Here is a 20,701-nt window from a genome sequence, read left to right on the forward strand (position 1 = left end):
TGCGGAGGTGTTAGCAACGCACTGCAGACCTCGATGGAACGTCTGTTGATCCCGCCCCTGCGGGAGTCATATCGCCCCGGCGCTGCTGGGGCGATATGCTAATCTGGCCCGCTATTTCTCCAATACCTGTGTTCATGCATCCGGTTATCGACTACCTCACCAACGTCTTGCCCCAACGCCCCGGTTTTCAACACAACCCGGTGCAGGTGGCTTATGCCCAGGCACTGCTCGACGGCGTCAAGGCGCAAGGCCAGGTGCATTTCGTTGAAGGCGATACCGGCATCGGCAAATCACTGGCCTACCAGCTGGTACTGGCCGACTGGGTCGCCAAGGGTAAGCGCATGGGCGGCAAGCAGGCCGCCCGCCGGGCGGTGATCTCGACCCACTCCCGCGCCTTGCAGCGGCAACTGCTGCAGCCGGAGAACCTCACCATCGTGCGCGATTACCTTACTCGCGCCGAGCTGCCGGCACTCAGTTTTCAACTGCGCATGGGCCGTGAAAACTACCTGAGCCCCGAGCGCCTGGCCCTGCAGTTGGGGGCGATCAGCCTGGAAGCGGCGCAAAAGGATCGCCACCTACCCGCCAACTTGCGGCAACTGGTGCGTTGGGCACTGGAGAGCGATGGATGCCTGCTCGATCTCGATCCTGCCTGGTTACCGGAGGGGTGGCAGGTATCGGACTTGGCCTTGCGGCGCGACGACCCCTTGCCGGAGAGCCTGGAGGCCCAGCTCAATGAAGCGGTAAATAGCGATATCCTGGTGATCAACCACGCCCTGCTGGTGGTGGACCTGGTCACACAGGGGCGCGTCACCCAGGCGGCCTCGCCCTATGTACTGCTGCTCGATGAGGCCGAGCACTACCCCGAACTGGCCGAAGAGCTGCTTAGCCAACGGCTATCGTTACAGACCACCGTGCGTCTGCTGACGCTGCTGAAACAGCATCCTGCGGCTGCCGAGTGGCAGGCACTGCTGGCGTCACTCACCGATGCCGAGCGTGCCGGCAGCGCTCACGGTATCAGTGATGAGCAAAGCGCCCAGCTTCAAGGCGCCATTGAGGCGCTACTCAAGCGGCGGCCACGGGAATCGGCTCACGATCCGGCGCTATGGCGGGAGTGGCTGCATGTACGCCACAGTGCCGAAACCATCGCCACTCGGCTGCGTGAAGCCAGCCATTACCTGGTACTGGACTACTCACCGGTGCGCGGGCTGCCGGGCATCGTCGCTCATTCACCCAGCGCGGCCTCCAGCCTGCGCAATGGCGTGGGTGATCGTGCCACACTGCTGACCTCCGCCACCCTCTCTGATCTCGACCATGCGCCAGGCGAGGCGCCGCAGTTTCGTCAAATGCGCAGCCGCCTGCAGCTACCCACCACCAGTAAGCGCAGTGGCCAGCAGGTCAGCTTTCAGGCACGACACTTCGGCACACTGCAATTCCGCCTGCCGGTTGGCTTGCCGCACCCCATCGCCCGCCTGCCCAAGGGCGGCTACCGGCTTTCCGCTGACTATGTGCACGGCGTGATGCCCTACCTGATCGACCAGCCGGGCCGTACTCTGGTGCTATGTGCCAGCTACGCCGATGTCGAAGCGTTGGTGGATGCCTGGCCGGATACACAACGCCACCGACTGGTCGCGCATCAATTGGGCCAGGGATTAAGCGAGCTGGTGGCACGACTTGAGGACGACGCCATTCTATTAACCCCGGCAGGCTGGGAAGGACTATCGCCTACCCGTGAAGGCAATAGTGCCTACTGGTCGCATCTGGTGGTGTTACGCAATCCACGTGCGGCACGTAGCGCCGTGGAGCAGCGCTTGGTCGAACAACTGCTGCAACGCCGTGGCCTGGATAGTGAACGGGCAACGGCCATGGCCAGCGGTATGCTCTACCGCAAGAGCACCGTGCGCACCCTGCATAAGCTGCGCCAAGGGCTGGGGCGGGCAATTCGCCACCCTGATGATCAAGTGTTGGTAACGCTGTTGGAACCGCGCTTTCCCCGCCCCTCCGCCGCGCCGCCACTGGCGGGCGTCATTCAAAGCGATGCCCTTTTGGGCGCCATACCCGCCCGTTTTCGCCCCGCCTGGCAGCAAGCAGAAGAGCCAAAGGCCGGGGGCGCTGATGGTGAAAATACAGTGCCTACGGGCAGTACCGCTCTCTCGGCACTGCTCTAACCGGCTGATTTCTTTGTCACCCGACAAAATCACCCAACGAAAAAGCCGCAGCCCCGGCGTCTTCCAATGACGGCGGGGCTGCGGCTCAGAGCTTGTAAACGACATGTAAAGGGTAAGTGCTAAGGCCGGGGTAAGCAAGGAAAGTCAAAAATTTCGCTCGAAGCCCTAAAGTCTTCGCAAGGGGGGGCCGATAGTAAAGACAACGGAGCTGAAGAGCGCCGTCAACATAGGCTCTACGGCTAGCAAGCGAGACACGCTGCACCAAGAGCCGGTAAACGACACAAGGAGTTCACCCCATGTCAGTGATCAATACCAACATTACCTCCATGATTGGCCAGTCCAATCTGAACAAGTCGCAAAATGCGTTGCAGACCAGCATGGAGAGGTTGTCCTCCGGCCTGCGTATCAACAGTGCCAAGGACGACGCCGCCGGCCAGGCCATCGCCAACCGCATGACCGCCCAGATCAACGGCCTCAACCAGGCCCAGCGCAACGCCAACGACGGCATCTCGCTGGCCCAGACCGCCGAAGGCGCCCTGAACCAGATCAACGACAACCTGCAGCGCATCCGTGAGCTGACCGTGCAGGCGCAAAACGGCACCAACAGCCAGGCTGACCTGCAGTCCATCCAGGAAGAGATCGATCAACGTCTGGCCGAAATAGACCGTATCTCCCAAGAAACCAACTTCAACGGTGTCAGGGTTCTCGACACTGACGTGTCGACCATCACCATCCAGGTGGGTGCCAACGATGGTGAGACCATCGATGTCAATCTTCAAACAATCAATGTCGAAACTCTGTTTGAAGATGGCTTCAGCGTTGTCGGCGCTCCCGCTGCTACTGCCACCGACGTGCTTGAGCTTGCGGCAGAAAACGATACCGTCACTCTGGGTGAAGAAGAATCTGAAGTTGTATACACCAAGCTCGCAGATGGTACTTGGGTGTATGATACCGGTGAGGTAGATGGCGACGATAACGCGATCATGGCCACCGTCTCCTCTTCCGAACTGGCAAGCTTGATCGCTGATGAAGATGGTGATGTAACGGTTGGCGACTACACCATCGCTGCCGATGGGTCTGTGACCAACGAAGGTGGTGAGCTGATCTATGTGGAAAACGACGCTCTGACCGCCGACCCTGAAACGGTTGCCACCGAGAATCCGCTGGCCGCGCTGGATGCCGCTCTGAACCAGGTCGATACTCTGCGCTCCGAGCTGGGTGCCGTGCAGAACCGCTTCGAGGATGCCATCATCAACCTCAACACCAACTCCACCAACCTGGCCGCCGCCCGCTCGCGCATCGAAGATGCCGATTACGCGGTGGAAGTGGCCAACATGACCCGCGCGCAGATCCTGCAGCAGGCTGGTACTTCCGTACTGGCACAGGCCAACCAGATCCCGCAGAACGTGCTGTCTCTGCTGGGTTAATCTGAGGCTTGGTCGCAAGACTGAAGTGGTAAGTAATGACGGGGGCCTAAGGGCTCCCGTTTTAATGTTATGGAGTCAGACGCTAATGGATGATAATTTTGAACAGTTCAGTATATATTCAGGAAAGATACTGGAAACTCTATCTTTAGAATTTCCAGTTCCTTGCTCTTTGGATAAAAATGGAGCTATTAACGAGTATCTGAAATTTGAAAAAAATGAGGAGTTAAAAGAAGCTAAGCTAAAAAAAGATATAGCAGATATCGTAATTGCTCTTGAGAGACATAGTGAAGAGGAAGTTGAATATGCAAGGAGTAAAAAAATAGAGCTAGAAAACTCTATTGATTTAATAACCGAAGAAAAAGAAAGTGACTATAAAAAGCAGGTTGCTATATTCGAAGGTTCTTTAGTGTTTCTGATAGCAGAGGGGCTTGTTAGAGAGGTTGAAGGTGTTGGTTTTCAGTTAACTTCCCGTGCTTTTTTTCACTTGAATAAAACGTTTGAAGAAGGTTCTATAAAAAATAGCGATACACCGTTACTTCGACTGAAAGAAATCTTTGCTTCTGGTGCGAATGTTTCTAAGAGCACTGCCGCTGGAGTTGCCTCAGGTGTTATAACGAAAATATTAGGTTTTGGGTAGTTAAGTGCTGAAGATGAGCCAACTTCATACTTCTTCTTTGCTCTTCCTTTTGAGATTGATTCTTCTTGCTGTTCGAGTATCTAGAAAGCCACTTAAGTTTGATTAAGTGTCTATGCAAGGTTGAACGTGCATATTTTCTCAGTGAGGTGTTGGTTTTACGCCTTCCTAAGTGCGCTAAAATCTCTGTATAAGCACTTAATTTCAACTGATTTAAGTGGGCGGATGCAGACTCTGAGTGCAACACACTCATTGGATGGTTGATGGGCTTTCATGGTACTTGGCCATCAGCTCGCTCATCACTTCTATCGGACATTTAAAATCAAAGCGTTTTCGAGGCCGCATATTCAGCTCAAAGGCAATGGCATCCAGCTCTTCCTGGCTGTGTACTGAAAGGTCTGTTCCTTTCGGTAAATATTGACGGATAAGGCCATTGATATTCTGTAAGCGCCCATAAATCGGCACCTACAGCCACGCCCTGAAATTGCCCACACTGATTTCCTCATAAACACCAGGAGGAATCAGCATGACACACATCGAACGCAAACGTCTCTGGCAGCAACATATCGAGGACTGGCAGGCATCCGGTTTGTCCGGCATGGCCTACTGCCAACAGCAGTCACTAACCTATTGCCGCTTTGTTTATTGGCGTAAAAAGCTGACCGAACCGGAGGCGTCGTTTCCGGAGCAACCCGTGTCGTCGCCCGGCTTTGCCAAGGTATCGGCAGTGCCTGGTCCGGAGTCGTCAGAAGGATTAACGGTGTCATTGCCCGGCGGCGTCTCGATCACCGGCCTGCACGCTGGCAATGTGGAGTTGCTCGGTGCCGTGCTGAGGCAACTGTAATGCGCCACCGCTATCTGCGCCCCTCCTGGGACCTGCCGGAGATATACCTGTACCGACAGCCTATCGACTTTCGCAAGCAGGCCAACGGCCTGGCGTTGATTGTCGAGCAGGAGCTGGGGCACAGCCCGTTCTCCGGCGCGCTTTACGCTTTCACCAACCGGCAGCGCAACAAGATTAAGTGTCTGATGTGGGAAGACAACGGCTTTGTGCTTTACTACAAGTCCCTGGCCGAGGAAAAATTTAAATGGCCGGGCCCGTCGGATGAGCTGATGCCGTTGAACGGCGAGCAGATCAACTGGTTGCTGGACGGCTACGACATCACCCTGCTGCAGGGCCATAAAACGCTGCATTACGAGAGCGTTGGGTAGCACTTTTCAAGTGTGTCAGGGCGTTGTTTTTGCTATCATTTCGCCATGAAAACAACGCCTGATAATACGCCAAAAACACCCGATCTCAGCGGTCTATCGCCCGTTGAAATGGCGGCGGTTATCAACGATTTGCAGGAACAACTGGCCGCGAAAGAAGCGGCTCTGCAGAGTCAGTTGCAGCAGCATGATGAGGCCCTCCGGCGTCGCGACAACTATATCGCTATTCTCGAAGAGCTGCTGCGTCACAAGAAGATCCAGCAGTTCGCCGCAAGCAGTGAAAAACAGCCCAACCAGATCGTGTTGTTCGATGAAGCCGAGCTGGAAGTGGCGATTGACGAACTACGCGACGAACTCCCTGACGATGTGGAAGAAGCCGATGCACCGCCTCGCTCCCGCAAGCGCCATCAACGCGGCTTCTCCGACACGCTCTTGCGTGAGCGTATTGAACTGACCCTCAGCGACGACGAGAAAGCCGGAGCTTCCAGGACCTTCTTCACCAAAGTGAAGGAAGAACTGGAGTACATTCCGGCCCAACTGAAAGTCCTGGAGTACTGGCAGGAAAAGGCGGTGTTCGAACAAGACGGCCAAGAGCATGTCATTGCGGCCGCCCGGTCCAAGCACCCACTGGGCAAGTGCATTGCCACACCGTCACTACTGGCTTACCTGATCACTTCCAAGTACGCCGATGGCCTGCCACTGTACCGGCAGGAGCAGATGTTCAAGTGTTCAAGCGCCTGGGTCATGACCTGAGCCGCACCAGCATGGCCCACTGGATCATCCGCCTGAACGACGTGTTCAAACCGCTGATGACCCTGATACGTGAAACCCAGAACAGCAGTGATTACCTGCAGGCCGATGAAACCCGGATCCAGGTACTCAAGGAGGATGGCAAAAAAGCCCAATCGGACAAGTGGATGTGGGGATGGGAGAATGCCTCAATAGTGCTGTATATAAAAACAGTATTATTGAGACGAGCAAAACGCGCAAGCCCGCGAATTTTGGCTACATCGCCAAAATTCTCTTTGCACGCTGTAGAATCAATGAGGTAGATTCAATTTGGTGGCTGTGAAACCTCAGTCATTGTGATGTCACGTTCATTGAGGTTTCATGGCAGGGCGTATAATCACTGTTGAACTAAACCGCTTCGCGGTAGCTGTTGACGAATCACGTTTTTCGCCTCATCGGGCCACACTATTGATTGACCCACGTGGGTCAATCAACAGGAGTGACGACGATGACTGCCCTGCGACAGAAGATGATCGCGGCCATGCGTCAGCGTGGCTTTGCGCAACGTACCCACAATACCTACCTGATGGTGGTCACTGATCTGGCACGTTATTTCCACCGTTCGCCAGACACGTTGAGTACCGACGACCTGCAACACTTCTTCAATCACCTGGTTCAGGAGCGCGGTTTGTCTGCCGCCAGTTGCCGTGTCTATCTGCACGGCGTGCGGTTCCTGTATTTGCACGTGTTGCAGTGGCCGTCGTTTGATGTGCCGCTCACCGTCCCCAAAAAACCGCAGCGGATTCCAGAACTGCTGACCCGCGACGAGGTTCGGCGGATCCTGGCCGCCTGCCAAAACGCCAAGCATCGCATGATGCTCGAACTGTGCTATGGCTGCGGATTGCGTGTGACCGAGGTCTGCCACCTGCGAGTTAGTGACATCGACAGCCAGCGTTACCAACTCCGTGTGACGCAGGGCAAGGGCGGCAAGGATCGTATGGTGTTACTACCCGTGACCCTGCTTGATCGCTTGCGCGATTACTGGCGCGCTTATCGGCCAGTCACATGGCTGTTCCCGAGCGCTCTGTTTCCCGATCAAGCCCTGCACGCCAGTGCGCCACAGAAGGCCTTTACCCAGGCCAAGCGTCTGGCCGGGGTCGAGCGGGTGGGTGGCATCCATAGTCTGCGCCATGCCTATGCCACCCATGTTCTGGAGCAAGGCCTGCCCGTCCATCAGCTCCAGCGACTACTGGGCCACCGTAACCTCCAGTCGACGATGCGCTACCTGCACTGGCTACCGAACCAGCAAGGGGGAGATCAGTGTCATATTGACCTGGTGGCCGCCCTGGAGGTGAGCCATGACTAAGGCCGCTACCTTGCAACAGGCATTGACCCGCTTTCTCGACCCAAGCGGTCTTGATCGCCAGCGCCAACGGGTGTGTACCCATCTGCTGGCCTGCCGAACGAAGGCGATGGGTGGGATGGTCTTACAGTGCTCTGACTGCGCTCATGTACAGCCACGCTACTTTGGCTGTCGTGATCGTCACTGTCCACAGTGTCAGGGCCGCGCCATGGCGCAATGGGCTGAGCGTCAGCAGGCCAATATGCTGCCGGTGCGCTATTACCACGTCGTATTCACGCTACCGCACAGTCTTAATGGCTGGGTTCAGCTTCATCCCGAGGTGATTCACCGATTGCTGTTCCAGAGTGCCTGGCAAACGCTGTGCACGTTTGCACGAGACCCAAAACGCCTCAACGGCGAAATGGGCATGATCGCGGTGCTTCACACCTGGGGCCAGAACCTGAGCCAGCATGTGCATCTGCATTGTCTGGTTCCAGGCGGTGCCTTGAGTGACGATGGCAAGTGGCATGAAGCGCGAAGCAACTACTTGTTCCCCGTGCGGGCCCTGTCACGCCACTTCCGTGGGCACATGGTGAGCGCTCTGCGCAAGGCCGCCCATGCTGGCGATCTCCACCGGGTTACCCGGCCCGGCGATGTCGATGCTCAATTGAACACACTGATGGCCACTGACTGGGTGGTTTACAGCAAGGACTGCCTTGAACACACCCAGGCGGTAGTACGCTACCTGGCGCGCTACACGCGCCAGATCGCCATCAGCAACGCACGTATCCTCGCCGTAGACGACCAGCAAGTGACCCTACGTTACAAGGATTACCGCGACCACAACCGACACAAGCAACTCATTCTGGATGGCGAGGAGTTCGTGCGTCGCTTCCTGCTCCACGTCCTGCCTAGGGGACTGATGCGAGTGCGGCATTACGGCTTTCTGGCCAATCGCTGCCGACGGCAACGTCTGGTACAGATCCGTCGAGCGCTAGCGATGGTTGACCAGGCCCCCCATGTCGATACAGCCGCCAGCGATGCGGAGCCGACCTACACCTGTCCACACTGCAAGCAGCCCACCTTACGGATGATCGGGACGCTCACACCCCAGCGCCCCCTCCATGATCAGCCGCCTAACGACAAGGAGCAACACTATCGAGCATGATGTAACGCCCTACGACAACAACAGACCTGGCTAACCGGCTCGCTAGCGAGTCATGGATAAGCTCGTCCCGATGATGGATTTTAGCCATCAGACGCGCTACATTGGGTTAAATTGGATTTGGAAGTGTCGACATAATGACGAAACGGACGATCAGAGCGCGTGCCCCCCGACCTGCCAATGCGCCGTTTGGCACCTCAGGCCACCTGTCAGTCAATACAATTCCCTATTAAATAGCCGCCTGATGGACGCGCCTTAGTCCAACAGGCATTTATTTGCCATGCTCCGCACGGCGAATAAATGCTTCACTGTTATGCCGAGTAAACAATTGGAGATACTATGAAGGTCACAGAGTTATTCGAGAAGAACTACACACCAAGAATCAGAATCGATATGAGTCGTATAAGGAGCGATGATAAAGGCGAAGTTTCAAGTATGCTTCGAGGGTTGATGTGTTCAATTGAGGGGTGGGGAGCGATTTCTGGCTTAACAAACGATGAGTTTCAAACTCGTGATCCGTTAATCCTTGAGTTCTCCTCAGTAGAAAATGCCCACTATTTCAAGGAATGTGTCGAATATTATTTCTCGGACGACATCCTCGACAGGCTTGAGGTGAAGCGGCGCGTCAAAAAGGCATAACAAATTGCTACACACGGAAAAATTACTCGCTACGCTCCTAATTTTCCGGTGAGCAAGGCGTTAGCTGTGATTGCCCTACCTGAAAAGTGATACTATAGTGTCACTATTAGTCGATTCGGGGTGAGCCCATGAAAGTTGAGCTTGTTACGAACCTCAAGCGCCAAGCCACAAAGATTTTGGCAGATCTGCACTTGTCTAAAGAGCCGGTACTGATCACGGAGCATGGTCAGCCATCCGCATACCTTGTTGATGTGCAGGATTACGAGTTCATGCAGCGCCGACTTGAGCTGCTTGAGGGACTCTCACGGGGAGAGCGTGCTGTACTTGAGGGAAGAACTTACAGCCAGAGTGAGGTCAGGGAGAAAATGAGTAAATGGCTGAAGTAATCTGGACGGAGCCCGCCATTCAGGAACTGGATGCCATCGCTGAGTACATTGCTCTGGATAATCCTGTTGCCGCAAGTCATCTGGTCCAGGAAGTTTTCGATAAGATCGAGCGTTTGGAAAATTTTCCCCAATCTGGGCGGGTTCCTCCAGAGCTCCCTGATTCGGTATACAGGGAGGTAGTGGTTCCACCGTGTCGCATTTTTTATCGTGAGGACGGGCAGCGGGTTTTCGTTCTCTATGTCATGCGAGAGGAGCGGCAGCTTCGTGCGTACATGCTTGGGAACAGCTAACCAGGCGCGTCACTCGGACGCCCTTGTCTCCGCTTCGCTGCGTCAAGGTCGCCGGTGCGCTCTGCGTTATGCAGTCACATCCAGGCCGCATTGACAAGTGTCACGTGACGCGATACGCTCTTCTTCATGATTAAATCCTTCGCTGACAAACGGACCCAAGAGCTCTACTCCAAGGGCAAGTCAAAGAAATTTCCTGCGGATGTTGCTCCGAGAGCCGCTAGAAAACTTGAATACGTGGATCTGGCCTTACAGCTTGAGGATTTGAAAGTGCCGCCCGGCAACCGCCTTCACCCACTGTCGGGAAACAGGCAGGGGCAGCACGCAATTTCAATCAATGATCAGTGGCGTATCTGTTTTCGTTTTGAAGGTGGTGATGCGTATGAAGTCGAAGTGTGTGACTACCACTGAGTGAGGTGATGACTATGGCTATTCTTAATACTGCCGGTATGCAGCGCAAACCGACTCATCCTGGTGAAATGCTGAGGGAAGACTTTCTTCCGGACTATGGCCTTACCGTTTCGGGGTTGGCTGAATCTCTGGGCGTCTCTCGTCAGTCAGTTAATGAGTTACTACGCGAGCGTCGTGCTGTGAGTCCTGAAATGGCGCTCCGGCTTGCGCGTTTGTTTGGTAATTCGCCGGAGTTCTGGCTGAACGCACAGCGGTCTGTTGATCTTTGGACTGCCGCGCAGTCGGTCAAGGAAGAAGTGGATCGAATCAAGCCGCTACATGCTGCATAACCAGGCCGTGCACCGGATGCCAAAACCTCCGCTTCGCTCTGGCTTTGTCACCGGTGACGGCAGGCGTTACGCTCCATCACATAAATCAGAGGGTAAAAAATGAATATTGAAATTAAGATTTTGAAAAAGGGCGATGAAGTATTAAACGTCTTTAATTACTTGGATAGCGTGGCTATATCGGTAAAACGGAAAAAAGGGCATGTTGATGTTGTGTTGCTCGATAAGACTGAAGATGGGATTCCGAAAATTAAATCCATCTGGACAGTAAGTGAAGGTGATAATGAAGTTGTAGTTAGCAAAGATGATGTAAAAATTTCTACATTCTAAGGATGGTTCTATGCGATGTAGTAATTGTGGCAATGAAGGCCACAACAGACGAACATGCCCTAATTCCGCCTCTACGAATGCAGAAGTTAGAGATAGAGCTCTTATTCTCAGAATTGATGGGATGACCGAGAAAGAGCAAAGTGAGATGCACTCAGAGCTAGTAAAATTGAAGAAAAAAGTAACGTCTGATCGTGCTAAAGCGACTTTAGTTGAGGGTAAAGCTAACGAACTACCAAGTAAGATTCGAGCACTAATTGAAGATCAGCGCGATGAGTAAAAAACGTCCATACTCACACACGAAAAAGCAGCGTGAAATAAAAGAGCTTCAAGCAAATATCTGTATTGTGTGCTGGGATACCGAAAAAAAGGTCGCCAGAGGGCACCATCTTATTCCTTACTCTGAGGATGGTAGCGACAATATTCTAAATTTTGTCACTCTATGTGATGATTGCCATAAAAAATACCATGCAGGAAAGTTGTCGATTGATATATATCGCTTCTAAATCAGAGCGTAACAAGGCGCTGCTGTCGGACAAATTTTCCGCTGCGCTCCAAATTTGCCGCAGAGCGCGGCGTTAGGGAAACGCTGCATAAATCCCGTCGGAGCTGCCTCATAGCCACCGACGAGGTAAAATCTGACCTGTCGTCCAACACCCGCTGACAGAGCCACTCCGATGAAACAGATCTCATTCGCCCAGGCTGAGCACCAGAACAAGAAGAAGGTCACCCGCCGCGAGCGGTTTCTTGCCAGGATGGAGAAGCTGGTGCCGTGGCAACCGCGGGCATTTGTGTGTTTCCATCATGAACGCCGTTTACCTGCTTAGCTCAAAAAGTTCTATAGTGAAGGGCGGTAAAGTCATATAAGGTATGAAAACCGGATACCCTTACTTGAGGAGCCACCATGTCACTACGTATCAATGCCGTTGTACCTGACTTCGAAGCGGAAACCAGCCAGGGGCCGATTCGCTTTCATGAATGGATAGGCGACAGCTGGGCGATTCTGTTTTCCCACCCCAAGGATTTCACTCCTGTCTGCACCACCGAGTTTGGCGCGGTGGCTACCCTGAGCGCTGAATGGGAAAAGCGTGGCACCAAGGTGATCGGGGTGTCCGTGGACGGTGTCGAGGATCACAAGCGCTGGGCGGGCGATATCGAGACCGTCAGCGGCAGTGCTGTGAGCTTCCCTATCATCGCCGATGAAGGGCTCAAGGTCTCCAAACTGTTCGACATGCTGCCGGAAGACGCCTACTTGCCCGATGGCCGCACGCCTGCCGATAGCGCGACGGTGCGCTCGGTTTTCATCATTGGCCCGGACAAGCAGCTGAAGCTCTCGATGACCTACCCGATGACCGTCGGACGCAATTTTGCCGAGATCCTGCGCGCGCTGGATGCGCTGCAAACCACCGCCAAGCACGGCGTGGCCACGCCTGCGGATTGGAGTGTAGGGCAGGATGTCATCATTCCTCCCAGCGTTTCCAATGAGGATGCTCAGCAGAAATTTGGTGAATTCGACGCGGTACTGCCGTACCTGCGTAAAACCAAACTGCGCTAAACCGTAGCACGCCCCGCCAGCCTGAGCTGGTGGGGTAGCTCAGCTCGCTTCGAGCGCGAGTCGCTCGATCGAGTGAGATACGCTTTGCGCTCCCTGCAATATCTCGTTTACGATCGCCTCGATCTCCTTCACGCTGGTTTGGCTATTCTGGCCCTGCTCCACCACCTGCTGCATGGCTTGTGTCGTCTTGCTCACTAGGGCGTTGTTCTCCTTGAGCACTCGGGTAATCTCACTCACGGCATCGCTGGAGCCCTTGGCCAGTTGGCGCACCTCGTTGGCCACTACGGCAAAGCCACGACCCTGCTCGCCTGCGCGTGCAGCTTCTACCGCGGCATTCAGCGACAACAAGTTGGTCTGGCTGGCAATCCGAGCGATGGAGCTGGTGATGCTATTGATCTGGGCAGCCTGCTGGTTGAGGGCGTTGATCAGTTGCTGTGCTTCGACCAGCGTCGAGGCGGCCTGCTGCGAGTCGGCAAGCACCTTCTGCAGATGTGAAAGCCCCTCTTGAGCAATGCGCTCGGTCTGGCTGGATGACGTTCTGGCGCTGCCGACGGTCGCCCTGGCAGCCTCGGTGGCAGTCATTTCTGCCGTGATGTCGGTGGCGAACTTGACCACTTTAACCACGCGCCCTTCGGCATCGAAGATGGGGTTGTAGGTCGCTTCCAGCCAGACCACCTGCCCTTGGGCATTGAGCCGGACGAACTTGCCCTGCTTGAACTCGCCGCGGGCCAGCTCTTGCCAGAAGTGGGGGTGCTGTTGATAAAACTGGGGCTCACAAAACAGGCGATGGTGTTCACCGCGAATGCGGCTCAGCGGATAGCCCATGGCCTGCTCGAAATTGTGGTTGGCTTCCAGAATGTAGCCATCAGGGGTGAACTCGATGACCGCCATGGAGCTGTCGAGCGCTGCCAGAATGGCCCGCTCCCGTGCCGCCCTCTGGTGTTTCTCGGTCACGTCGCTGGCTACCTTGAACACCTGCACCACCTTGCCACGGCGGTTCTTGATCGGCAGGTAAGTGGCTTCCAGCCAGACCTCTTCCCCTTGTGCATTTACCCGCCGAAAGCGCCCCTGCTGGCTCTCTCCTGCGGCCAGCGCTTGCCAGAAAGCCTGGTACTCCTGGCGGTTGGCATCTTCGGGAAAGCAGAACATTCGGTGGTGCTGCCCTTTAACCTGCGCCAGTGAATAACCTACCGTACTCAGAAACAGATGGCTGGCATCTTGAATCACGCCCTCAGGAGTAAAGTAGATGCAAGCGGTGTGTTGTGACAGTGCACTACGCAGCTGGTCAGATTTCAGGGAGGTAAGCATGGCCGTAAAATTCCGGGAGCGTTGTTATAAACGCTCCTAGAATAGACCAGTTGCTTATAAAAAACACTGTTTTGTATCTTTATGGCACAAAATGTCAAATTGGTAATATAAGGTATCTATTTTAATAATTATCAATGATTGACCTGCTCCACCAGGGCTTGAGCAAAGGTCGACGTCGTGCCAGTGCCGCCCATGTCGGGGGTGATCATGTCTCGGCGGGTTTCGAGTACCGCACGGATGCCGTTGCGAATGGCGTCTCCTTTTTGCTGCATGCCCAGGTGGTCCAGCATTTGTGCTGCTGCCAGCAGCAGCGCACAGGGGTTGGCCATATTCTTGCCCGCAATGTCGGGCGCAGAGCCGTGTACGGCTTCGAAGATAGCGGCTTTTTCACCGATGTTGGCGCCTGGGGCGAGCCCAAGCCCACCCACGAGCCCGGCGCACAGGTCCGAGAGAATGTCGCCAAACAGGTTGGTGGTCACCACTACATCGAACTGGTGCGGGTTCATGACCAGCTGCATGCAGGCGTTATCCACGATCATTTCCTGAAATTCGATCTCCGGATACTCGCTGGCGACTTCCCTGGCTACGTCCAGAAACAGGCCGGAACTGGTCTTGATGATGTTGGCCTTGTGGACAGCCGTCACCTTTTTACGCCCGTTCTGCTTGGCCAGCTCGAAGGCGTAACGCACGATGCGCTCGGAGCCCTGGCGGGTCACCTTGATCACGGAAAGCCCGGTATTGCCGTCGTCCACCATTTCCTGGCCATCGGAGAGATAGGCACCTTCGGTATTTTCCCGCACGGTGATCATGTCGATGCCATCGTAGCGTGAGCGAGTGCCGGGAAAACTGATGGCCGGGCGAACGTTGGCATAAAGGTCAAAATGACGGCGCAACTGAACGTTGATGGAGGAGAAGCCCTTGCCAATCGGCGTTGTCAGCGGCCCTTTCAGAGCAACACCGTGTTTCTCGATGGCATCCAGCGATGCTTGAGGCACCAGCGTGCCGTGCTTCTCGAGCGCGACCAGTCCTGCATCGATAAACTCATAGGCCAGCCCGCACTCGAGGGCCTCCAGCACCTTCAGGGTGGCGTCCATGATTTCGGGGCCGATGCCGTCGCCTTTGATCACTGCTACTGTCTGGCTCATGTGCGGATCCTCTCGTGACGTGGTTGAAAAGTGATGGAGAGCAGGCGATGGGCCCGCTATTTGAGTGCCATGGTAAGCGATACTTAGGGGGCGGGGCATCGTCTAAACGTCCAGGGAGATGGGTGCGAAGGCCCCTGTTTACTGATAAAATGCCGCGCTCATGGCGGCTTCTCCCTCGCCGGACACAATAAAGCAGTAAGGTTTCTGTGTAATGAACGACACCATGGCAGCCATCGTCCTGCCGATATCAGGGCTGATGACTCCACCCTAGGTTCTCCCTCCTTTTCGGCGCCATGACGCGCTTCGCGTCATCTCGGTGCCATGGCATTCCGTTGCCGTTATTTGGCTATCGGCGCGTCAGCGTCTTCGTTTGGTAGTCTTCCTTCAACAAACTTTGACAACGCTATGCCCACATGCTGCCTCCGTGCGGTCCTGGTGTGCAATGTCGATCACCCTCAAACCATGGATTCCTTGAATGGCACTTTTCAGCAAGCAAGAATGGTTCTCCAATATCAAGGGCGATACGCTCTCAGGTATTGTCGTCGCGCTGGCGCTAATTCCTGAAGCCATCGCATTTTCGATCATTGCTGGCGTCGACCCCAAGGTGGGGCTGTATGCCTCGTTCTGTATTGCCGTCATCATCGCCTTTACCGGTGGTCGCCCCGGCATGATTTCTGCCGCCACCGGAGCGATGGCGCTGCTGATGGTGACGTTGGTGAGAGAGCATGGCCTGGAGTACCTGCTGGCGGCCACGCTATTGACGGGTGTATTACAAATCATCGCGGGCTACCTGAAGCTGGCGGAGCTGATGCGCTTCGTCTCCCGCTCGGTGGTCACCGGGTTTGTGAACGCGCTGGCGATTCTGATTTTCATGGCCCAGTTGCCGGAGCTTACCAGCGTGACCTGGCATGTTTATGCCATGACAGCCGCCGGGCTGGGCATCATCTATCTGTTTCCCTATTTACCGGTGGTGGGTAAGTCGATTCCGTCACCGCTGGTGTGCATCGTGGTATTGACCGTAGTGTACATGGTCAGCGGTATGGAAATTCGCAGCGTCGGCGATATGGGCGAACTGCCGGATACGCTGCCCGTTTTCCTGTGGCCGAACGTGCCGCTGACTCTTGAAACGTTGATGATCATTTTCCCTTACGCGGTCATGCTGGCGGTCGTGGGCCTGCTGGAATCGATGATGACGGCCACGATCGTGGATGACCTCACCGATACCTCCAGCGATAAGAATCGCGAGTGTAAAGGCCAGGGCGCCGCCAACATTGGTGCCGGACTGATGGGCGGTATGGCGGGCTGTGCCATGATTGGCCAATCGGTGATCAACATCAAATCCGGTGGTCGCACGCGCTTATCCACGCTGATTGCGGGTGTCGTGCTGCTGCTGATGGTGGTGTTCCTGTCGGAGTGGGTGTCGCAAATCCCCATGGCCGCGCTGGTGGCGGTGATGATCATGGTCTCGATTGGTACCTTTAGCTGGGAGTCCATTCGCGACCTGAAGAAACACCCGATGAGCACCAATATCGTCATGCTGGCAACCGTCGCCGTTACGGTGAGCACTCATAACCTGGCGATGGGTGTCTTTGTGGGTGTACTGCTGGCGGCCATGTTCTTCGCCAATAAAGTCGGCAACATCATGTACGTGGGCTCCAAAGAGCTCGTGCCTGGAGAGAAGCGCGAATATCAGGTGGTCGGGCAGGTGTTCTTTGCGTCGTCCGAGCGCTTCATGGCTGCGTTCGATTTCAAAGAGAGCGTCGACAAGGTCACCATTGATCTATCGAAAGCGCACTTCTGGGATGTGACCGCTGTGCAGGCCCTCGATCGCGTGGTGATCAAATTCCGCCGTGAAGGCACCGAGGTCGAGCTGGTAGGCCTGAACGAAGCTAGCGCCACCGTGGTAGATCGCTACGCGGTGCATAACGACCCGGAAGCGGTTGAAAAGCTGATGGGCGGCCACTGAGCACGGTAAGGAGAACAACATGACTGAACAGGTAATCGCCGCCATTGACGGCTCCCAATTTGCCGAAGGCGTTTGTGACTACGCCGCCTGGGCCAGCCTGGCCCTGGAAGCACCTTTGACGTTTGTGCACATCGTGGATAATCACGCAGGCGTGCCCGAAGCCCAGGACTTGTCCGGAAGCCTGCGTTTTGGTGCCCGCGAAAAGTTGATGGAAGAGCTTTCGGCGCTGGATGAGCAGCGTGCCAGGGTAAACCGAGAGCAAGGCAAGCTGATGCTTGAAGCTGCCAGTGCCAGAGCGGTAGAAGGCGGTGTGAGTGCGCCCACTCTCCGCCAACTGAATGGCACGCTGGTGGAAACGCTGGTGGCGTTGGAGAAAGAGATGCGCTTGCTGGTAGTGGGCAAGCGTGGTGAAACCGACCATCAGGCAAGCGGGCATCTGGGCGCCCACCTGGAGCGTATGGTGCGTGAAATGCACCGTCCGATTTTGATGGTGCCCAGAGCCTTCAAGCGTCCAGAGCAGGTGCTGATAGCCTTCGACGGCAGCAAAACGGCCAGGAAGGGGGTCGAAATGTTGGCCCGTTCCCCGCTGTTCGCGGGGGTCACCTGCCATGTGCTGATTGTCGGGGCAGACACGGCGGAACATCGCAGCGAGCTGGCATGGGCGCTTGGCACCTTACGCGATGCGGGACATCATGCGCAGGGAGAAATTCGTGCCGGGGAAGTGGATGACGTTTTACAGGCGTATGAGCAAGAAAACGCCATCGACCTGCTGGTCATGGGCGCTTACGGGCACTCGCGAATTCGTCATTTGTTGGTCGGCAGCACAACCACGACCATGCTGCGCAATAGCCGAATTCCGGTACTGATTCTGCGCTGACCTACCATCTGCCGTCAGGAGTGCCATGCACGCCAGTCTTTATTCGAGACTGGCGTGTGCCTGTGCGCTTGGCACACAGACGTCACGGTGTGGGCGAGGAGGCAAGCGCCCAGCGCTCTCCGGCCCAGGCGGCCAGCAGCCATAGCGGGACGCTGACCAGCACGTAGAGCGGTGCTAGCCACCACTGGGGCTGTTGGGCGAGGTAGAGCGTTTCCAGGCCGAACAGTGAAAAGGTGGTGAAGCCGCCACAAAAGCCTGCCACCAGCAGAGGTTGGTGGCGTGCCAGCGCGCGGTGAGGAAAGCGCGAGGTGGTGGCCGCCAGCCAGCCGATCAGCAGCGAGCCCGCGACATTGACCAGTAGCGTGCCCCAGGGGAAATAGCTGCCAAGCGCTGCCAGGGATGCCAGTGACACCCCGTAACGCAGCAGGCTGCCCACGGCGCTGCCGAGCCCAACGGCCAGATAGGCGTTCATGACAACCCCCCGCCCAGCCACCAGCCCAGGGTAGCCATCAAAAGCCCCAGGCCTAGCGTGCTGGCAACATTGAGTGCCGCCCGAGCGGCTTGCCCCGACTGGTAAAGCTCCAGGGTTTGCAGGCTGAAGGAGGAGACGGTGGTATAGCCGCCCAGCAGGCCGATGATGGCGAATATCCAGATGGGGTCGTGATGCTGCAAGCCATAACGTGCCAGCAGCCAGCCCGCCACGAGCGCGCCGCTGGCATTGACCATGAGCGTGCCCCAGGGGAAGGCTTTGCCTAGCCGTTTCGCGGCGGCATTGGACACGGCAAAGCGGCCCATGCCGCCAAGCGCGCCTCCCAAGGCAATCAGAAAGAGACTGGCCATGCCAGCGTCCATGGTGGCCTCGTGTGGAAAGCAGAATCAAGGTCAAAAAGTGTAGCATGTTTGGCAAGGCCCTGAGGGCGGGCCTTGCTCACTTTCATGCCCCAACCGTCGAAGATCAAGCGGTGGCCATGGAGGAGTGCTCGACGGGGGCCTCGCTGGATGCTGCCATGCTGGCCATGTTGATGCCTGACAGCACGGCCTTGAGCGAGGCACTCACCGTGTCGCTGTCCTCTGCCACGGCACATACCCGTTGGCCGTCGATATTCAGCTGCACGAAGGCAATGGCATTGGCCTCGCTGCTGCCCCCCAGTGAGTGCTCGCTGTAGTCCAGAATGGCCACGTGGCTGCCGGTATGCTGTTTCCAGGCGTCGGTGAACGATGACATGGCTCCGTTGCCCGTGCCGGAAAGGCGCAGCGTTTCAGTGCCGTGCCACAGGGTGATGTCGATGCCTTCCTGATGGCCTTTGGAGAGCCGATAATCCGCCAGAGAGAGTGGTGCATCCAAGGCGAACTGATCGAACATCACCTGGCGGACCATGGCGCTGGAGAGTTCGCTGTTGCGCCGCTCGCTCTCTTTCTGCACATAAGGGGCCAGTGCCAGCATCATCCAGCGGGGCAGGTGAATGCCGTAGTCCCGCTCCAGCAAAAAGGCCATGCCGCCTTTGCCTGACTGGCTGTTGACCCGGATCACCGCCTGGTAGTCGCGGCCGATGTCATGGGGGTCGATGGGCAGGTAGGCCACTTGCCATGGCTCATCCGGCTTCTGATGCTTGAGCGATTTACGAATGGCATCCTGGTGGCTGCCGGAAAACGCGGTGTAGACCATCTCGCCCACCCAGGGGTGGCGGGGGTGAATGGCAATGCCGGTGCACTCATGCACGACCTGGATGATCTCGTCGGGGTTGGAGAGGTCCAGCGCCGGGTCGATGCCTTGGCTGTAAAGGTTCATGGCCAGCGTCACGATGTCCATGTTGCCGGTACGCTCGCCGTTGCCCAGCAGCGTGCCCTCGACGCGATCGGCACCCGCCAGCAGGGCCAGCTCGGCAGAGGCCACTGCGCCGCCCCGGTCGTTATGGGTATGTACCGAAATGATCACGCTATCGCGGCGGCTGATGTGCTGGCAGAAGTACTCGATCTGATCGGCGTGATGGTGGGGACCTGCCACTTCCACGGTGGTGGGCAGGTTGAGAATGCACTTGTTGTCTGGGGTGGGCTGCCAGACATCCATCACCGCTTCGCAGATGGCCAGTGAAAAATCGATCTCCGTGCTGGAGAAGCTTTCAGGGGAGTACTGGAAGCGCCAATCGACGTCGGGGTACTGCGCGGCATGAGTCTTGACCCAGGTGGCGCCCTGAACGGCGATGTCGGTAATACCCTCGCGATCCATCTCGAAGACCCGTTCGCGCTGAATGGTCGACGTGGAGTTGTACAGGTGGATGATGGCGCGCTTGACGCCCACCAGCGAGGCAAAGGTTTTCTCGATCAAGTGCTCTCGGCACTGCACCAGCACGGCAATGGTGACGTCATCGGGAATCTGATCCTCTTCGATCAGCCAGCGCACGAAGTCGTAATCCGGCTGGCTGGCGGAGGGAAAGCCGACCATCACTTCCTTGATACCGACCTTGATGATCTGGTGCCAAAAGCGCTGCTTCTGCTCGACGGTCATCGGCTCCAGTAGCGCCTGGTTGCCATCGCGTAGGTCTTCGCTCACCCAGATGGGGGCGTGGGTCAGTTCCCGGTCGGGCCACTGGCGATTGAACGCGGGTACCCGCGGGGCAGGGCGATACTTGCGATGATCGAAGGCAGACATGGTGAGTTTCCTGAAAGCATGAGGTTGTTTGAGGCGGCCGCTTGTGGCGTGAGCCGCGTGCCAGGCCTCCGGGTAAGAGGCCCTGGGAGCAGCTGCTTTTGGCAGCCATGCTAGTGTAACCATAACGCCGCGAAAGGTTATTGCGAAAATAGG

The 20,701-nt window shown here is 56.3% G+C and carries 23 protein-coding genes and 3 pseudogenes; 20 read left to right on the forward strand and 6 right to left on the reverse strand.

Features of this window, described 5'->3' with window-relative positions; genetic code table 11:
- Positions 1-95 precede the first annotated feature (95 nt).
- From KVY02_RS03835 to KVY02_RS03845, 3 genes are all read left to right on the forward strand, one after another.
- On the forward strand, positions 96-2,165 hold the full coding sequence (locus KVY02_RS03835) for a helicase C-terminal domain-containing protein (RefSeq protein ID WP_218314431.1): 2,070 nt from the start codon (positions 96-98) through the stop codon (positions 2,163-2,165).
- 296 nt (positions 2,166-2,461) lie between these two features.
- Positions 2,462-3,592, forward strand: coding sequence for a FliC/FljB family flagellin (locus tag KVY02_RS03840; protein WP_218314432.1), 1,131 nt, complete (start codon positions 2,462-2,464; stop codon positions 3,590-3,592).
- An 85-nt stretch (positions 3,593-3,677) separates the two neighbouring features.
- Positions 3,678-4,229, forward strand: a complete 552-nt coding sequence (locus KVY02_RS03845; protein ID WP_218314434.1) for a hypothetical protein — start codon at positions 3,678-3,680, stop codon at positions 4,227-4,229.
- A 246-nt stretch (positions 4,230-4,475) separates the two neighbouring features.
- Here KVY02_RS03845 and KVY02_RS03850 read toward each other — a convergent pair.
- A pseudogene (locus KVY02_RS03850) lies at positions 4,476-4,679 on the reverse strand (transposase); the annotation flags it as partial.
- A 73-nt stretch (positions 4,680-4,752) separates the two neighbouring features.
- Between KVY02_RS03850 and KVY02_RS03855 the strand changes: the two are divergent.
- The 15 genes and pseudogenes from KVY02_RS03855 (at position 4,753) to KVY02_RS03925 (ending at position 12,602) form a co-directional block, all read left to right on the forward strand.
- The gene (locus KVY02_RS03855) at positions 4,753-5,070 is read left to right on the forward strand and encodes an IS66 family insertion sequence element accessory protein TnpA (RefSeq protein ID WP_218314435.1); all 318 of its coding nucleotides are present in this window, start codon (positions 4,753-4,755) and stop codon (positions 5,068-5,070) included.
- The gene (gene tnpB, locus KVY02_RS03860; RefSeq protein WP_081136160.1) at positions 5,070-5,438 is read left to right on the forward strand and encodes an IS66 family insertion sequence element accessory protein TnpB; all 369 of its coding nucleotides are present in this window, start codon (positions 5,070-5,072) and stop codon (positions 5,436-5,438) included. Before KVY02_RS03855 ends, tnpB begins: the two co-directional genes overlap by 1 nt.
- Positions 5,439-5,483: 45 nt before the next feature.
- Positions 5,484-6,358 (forward strand): annotated as a pseudogene (locus KVY02_RS03865) (transposase); the annotation flags it as partial.
- A 314-nt stretch (positions 6,359-6,672) separates the two neighbouring features.
- On the forward strand, positions 6,673-7,530 hold the full coding sequence (locus KVY02_RS03870) for a tyrosine-type recombinase/integrase (RefSeq protein WP_213262753.1): 858 nt from the start codon (positions 6,673-6,675) through the stop codon (positions 7,528-7,530).
- A complete protein-coding gene (locus KVY02_RS03875) occupies positions 7,523-8,674 on the forward strand; it encodes an IS91 family transposase (RefSeq protein WP_218314437.1) in 1,152 nt (383 codons plus the stop codon). The genes KVY02_RS03870 and KVY02_RS03875 overlap by 8 nt, the downstream gene beginning before the upstream one ends.
- 336 nt (positions 8,675-9,010) lie before the next feature.
- Complete coding sequence (locus KVY02_RS03880) at positions 9,011-9,310, forward strand: hypothetical protein (RefSeq protein ID WP_218314438.1); 300 nt, start codon at positions 9,011-9,013, stop codon at positions 9,308-9,310.
- A 128-nt stretch (positions 9,311-9,438) separates the two neighbouring features.
- A complete protein-coding gene (locus KVY02_RS03885) occupies positions 9,439-9,696 on the forward strand; it encodes a type II toxin-antitoxin system Phd/YefM family antitoxin (RefSeq protein WP_081136158.1) in 258 nt (85 codons plus the stop codon).
- Entirely contained in the window at positions 9,684-9,986 is a 303-nt protein-coding gene (locus tag KVY02_RS03890; protein ID WP_218314439.1) for a type II toxin-antitoxin system RelE/ParE family toxin, read from the forward strand. Before KVY02_RS03885 ends, KVY02_RS03890 begins: the two co-directional genes overlap by 13 nt.
- Positions 9,987-10,112: 126 nt before the next feature.
- Positions 10,113-10,394 (forward strand): type II toxin-antitoxin system RelE/ParE family toxin, encoded by a 282-nt coding sequence (locus tag KVY02_RS03895; RefSeq protein ID WP_100731017.1) that lies wholly within the window; start codon positions 10,113-10,115, stop codon positions 10,392-10,394.
- A gap of 14 nt (positions 10,395-10,408) precedes the next feature.
- Positions 10,409-10,723, forward strand: a complete 315-nt coding sequence (locus KVY02_RS03900; protein WP_008174257.1) for a HigA family addiction module antitoxin — start codon at positions 10,409-10,411, stop codon at positions 10,721-10,723.
- 99 nt (positions 10,724-10,822) lie between these two features.
- Entirely contained in the window at positions 10,823-11,050 is a 228-nt protein-coding gene (locus tag KVY02_RS03905) for a hypothetical protein (protein ID WP_218314440.1), read from the forward strand.
- A gap of 121 nt (positions 11,051-11,171) precedes the next feature.
- A complete protein-coding gene (locus tag KVY02_RS03910; RefSeq protein WP_218314442.1) occupies positions 11,172-11,327 on the forward strand; it encodes a hypothetical protein in 156 nt (51 codons plus the stop codon).
- The gene (locus KVY02_RS18510) at positions 11,320-11,553 is read left to right on the forward strand and encodes an HNH endonuclease signature motif containing protein (RefSeq protein ID WP_218314443.1); all 234 of its coding nucleotides are present in this window, start codon (positions 11,320-11,322) and stop codon (positions 11,551-11,553) included. The genes KVY02_RS03910 and KVY02_RS18510 overlap by 8 nt, the downstream gene beginning before the upstream one ends.
- A gap of 171 nt (positions 11,554-11,724) precedes the next feature.
- Positions 11,725-11,826, forward strand: a pseudogene (locus tag KVY02_RS03920) (IS5/IS1182 family transposase); the annotation flags it as partial.
- A gap of 125 nt (positions 11,827-11,951) precedes the next feature.
- Positions 11,952-12,602: a peroxiredoxin gene (locus KVY02_RS03925; protein WP_081136178.1), complete on the forward strand. Its 651-nt coding sequence runs from the start codon at positions 11,952-11,954 to the stop codon at positions 12,600-12,602.
- 39 nt (positions 12,603-12,641) lie between these two features.
- Here the strand turns inward: KVY02_RS03925 and KVY02_RS03930 are convergent, their stop codons facing one another.
- Both KVY02_RS03930 and KVY02_RS03935 read right to left on the reverse strand, forming a co-directional pair.
- Positions 12,642-13,910, reverse strand: coding sequence for a PAS domain-containing methyl-accepting chemotaxis protein (locus KVY02_RS03930; protein ID WP_218314444.1), 1,269 nt, complete (start codon positions 13,908-13,910; stop codon positions 12,642-12,644).
- 131 nt (positions 13,911-14,041) lie between these two features.
- Complete coding sequence (locus tag KVY02_RS03935) at positions 14,042-15,055, reverse strand: isocitrate dehydrogenase (protein WP_100731020.1); 1,014 nt, start codon at positions 15,053-15,055, stop codon at positions 14,042-14,044.
- Between the two features lie 475 nt (positions 15,056-15,530).
- On the opposite strand from KVY02_RS03935, the gene KVY02_RS03940 reads away from it, so the two are divergent.
- Both KVY02_RS03940 and KVY02_RS03945 read left to right on the forward strand, forming a co-directional pair.
- Positions 15,531-17,021 carry a SulP family inorganic anion transporter gene (locus tag KVY02_RS03940; protein WP_218314445.1) on the forward strand — a complete coding sequence of 497 codons (1,491 nt, stop codon included), beginning with the start codon at positions 15,531-15,533 and terminating at the stop codon, positions 17,019-17,021.
- Positions 17,022-17,040: 19 nt separating this feature from the next.
- Positions 17,041-17,898 (forward strand): universal stress protein, encoded by an 858-nt coding sequence (locus tag KVY02_RS03945; protein WP_218314447.1) that lies wholly within the window; start codon positions 17,041-17,043, stop codon positions 17,896-17,898.
- Positions 17,899-17,980: 82 nt separating this feature from the next.
- Here the strand turns inward: KVY02_RS03945 and KVY02_RS03950 are convergent, their stop codons facing one another.
- The 3 genes from KVY02_RS03950 to KVY02_RS03960 form a co-directional block, all read right to left on the reverse strand.
- On the reverse strand, positions 17,981-18,370 hold the full coding sequence (locus tag KVY02_RS03950) for a fluoride efflux transporter FluC (RefSeq protein WP_218314449.1): 390 nt from the start codon (positions 18,368-18,370) through the stop codon (positions 17,981-17,983).
- Entirely contained in the window at positions 18,367-18,750 is a 384-nt protein-coding gene (locus tag KVY02_RS03955) for a fluoride efflux transporter FluC (protein WP_081192501.1), read from the reverse strand. Before KVY02_RS03955 ends, KVY02_RS03950 begins: the two co-directional genes overlap by 4 nt.
- 103 nt (positions 18,751-18,853) lie before the next feature.
- On the reverse strand, positions 18,854-20,548 hold the full coding sequence (locus KVY02_RS03960; RefSeq protein WP_218314451.1) for a 2-isopropylmalate synthase: 1,695 nt from the start codon (positions 20,546-20,548) through the stop codon (positions 18,854-18,856).
- Between the last annotated feature and the right edge of the window lie 153 nt (positions 20,549-20,701).

The organism is Halomonas sp. 18071143 (assembly GCF_019211725.1).
Taxonomy (GTDB): domain Bacteria; phylum Pseudomonadota; class Gammaproteobacteria; order Pseudomonadales; family Halomonadaceae; genus Vreelandella; species Vreelandella stevensii.

Bases quoted from the DNA above. Each gene is read 5' to 3' on its own strand.
- KVY02_RS03835 (WP_218314431.1), top strand. From the start codon at position 96: ATGCTAATCTGGCCCGCTATTTCTCCAATACCTGTGTTCATGCATCCG.
- KVY02_RS03840 (WP_218314432.1), top strand. From the start codon at position 2,462: ATGTCAGTGATCAATACCAACATTACCTCCATGATTGGCCAGTCCAAT.
- KVY02_RS03845 (WP_218314434.1), top strand. From the start codon at position 3,678: ATGGATGATAATTTTGAACAGTTCAGTATATATTCAGGAAAGATACTG.
- KVY02_RS03855 (WP_218314435.1), top strand. From the start codon at position 4,753: ATGACACACATCGAACGCAAACGTCTCTGGCAGCAACATATCGAGGAC.
- tnpB (WP_081136160.1), top strand. From the start codon at position 5,070: ATGCGCCACCGCTATCTGCGCCCCTCCTGGGACCTGCCGGAGATATAC.
- KVY02_RS03870 (WP_213262753.1), top strand. From the start codon at position 6,673: ATGACTGCCCTGCGACAGAAGATGATCGCGGCCATGCGTCAGCGTGGC.
- KVY02_RS03875 (WP_218314437.1), top strand. From the start codon at position 7,523: ATGACTAAGGCCGCTACCTTGCAACAGGCATTGACCCGCTTTCTCGAC.
- KVY02_RS03880 (WP_218314438.1), top strand. From the start codon at position 9,011: ATGAAGGTCACAGAGTTATTCGAGAAGAACTACACACCAAGAATCAGA.
- KVY02_RS03885 (WP_081136158.1), top strand. From the start codon at position 9,439: ATGAAAGTTGAGCTTGTTACGAACCTCAAGCGCCAAGCCACAAAGATT.
- KVY02_RS03890 (WP_218314439.1), top strand. From the start codon at position 9,684: ATGGCTGAAGTAATCTGGACGGAGCCCGCCATTCAGGAACTGGATGCC.
- KVY02_RS03895 (WP_100731017.1), top strand. From the start codon at position 10,113: ATGATTAAATCCTTCGCTGACAAACGGACCCAAGAGCTCTACTCCAAG.
- KVY02_RS03900 (WP_008174257.1), top strand. From the start codon at position 10,409: ATGGCTATTCTTAATACTGCCGGTATGCAGCGCAAACCGACTCATCCT.
- KVY02_RS03905 (WP_218314440.1), top strand. From the start codon at position 10,823: ATGAATATTGAAATTAAGATTTTGAAAAAGGGCGATGAAGTATTAAAC.
- KVY02_RS03910 (WP_218314442.1), top strand. From the start codon at position 11,172: ATGACCGAGAAAGAGCAAAGTGAGATGCACTCAGAGCTAGTAAAATTG.
- KVY02_RS18510 (WP_218314443.1), top strand. From the start codon at position 11,320: ATGAGTAAAAAACGTCCATACTCACACACGAAAAAGCAGCGTGAAATA.
- KVY02_RS03925 (WP_081136178.1), top strand. From the start codon at position 11,952: ATGTCACTACGTATCAATGCCGTTGTACCTGACTTCGAAGCGGAAACC.
- KVY02_RS03930 (WP_218314444.1), bottom strand. From the start codon at position 13,910: ATGCTTACCTCCCTGAAATCTGACCAGCTGCGTAGTGCACTGTCACAA.
- KVY02_RS03935 (WP_100731020.1), bottom strand. From the start codon at position 15,055: ATGAGCCAGACAGTAGCAGTGATCAAAGGCGACGGCATCGGCCCCGAA.
- KVY02_RS03940 (WP_218314445.1), top strand. From the start codon at position 15,531: ATGGCACTTTTCAGCAAGCAAGAATGGTTCTCCAATATCAAGGGCGAT.
- KVY02_RS03945 (WP_218314447.1), top strand. From the start codon at position 17,041: ATGACTGAACAGGTAATCGCCGCCATTGACGGCTCCCAATTTGCCGAA.
- KVY02_RS03950 (WP_218314449.1), bottom strand. From the start codon at position 18,370: ATGAACGCCTATCTGGCCGTTGGGCTCGGCAGCGCCGTGGGCAGCCTG.
- KVY02_RS03955 (WP_081192501.1), bottom strand. From the start codon at position 18,750: ATGGACGCTGGCATGGCCAGTCTCTTTCTGATTGCCTTGGGAGGCGCG.
- KVY02_RS03960 (WP_218314451.1), bottom strand. From the start codon at position 20,548: ATGTCTGCCTTCGATCATCGCAAGTATCGCCCTGCCCCGCGGGTACCC.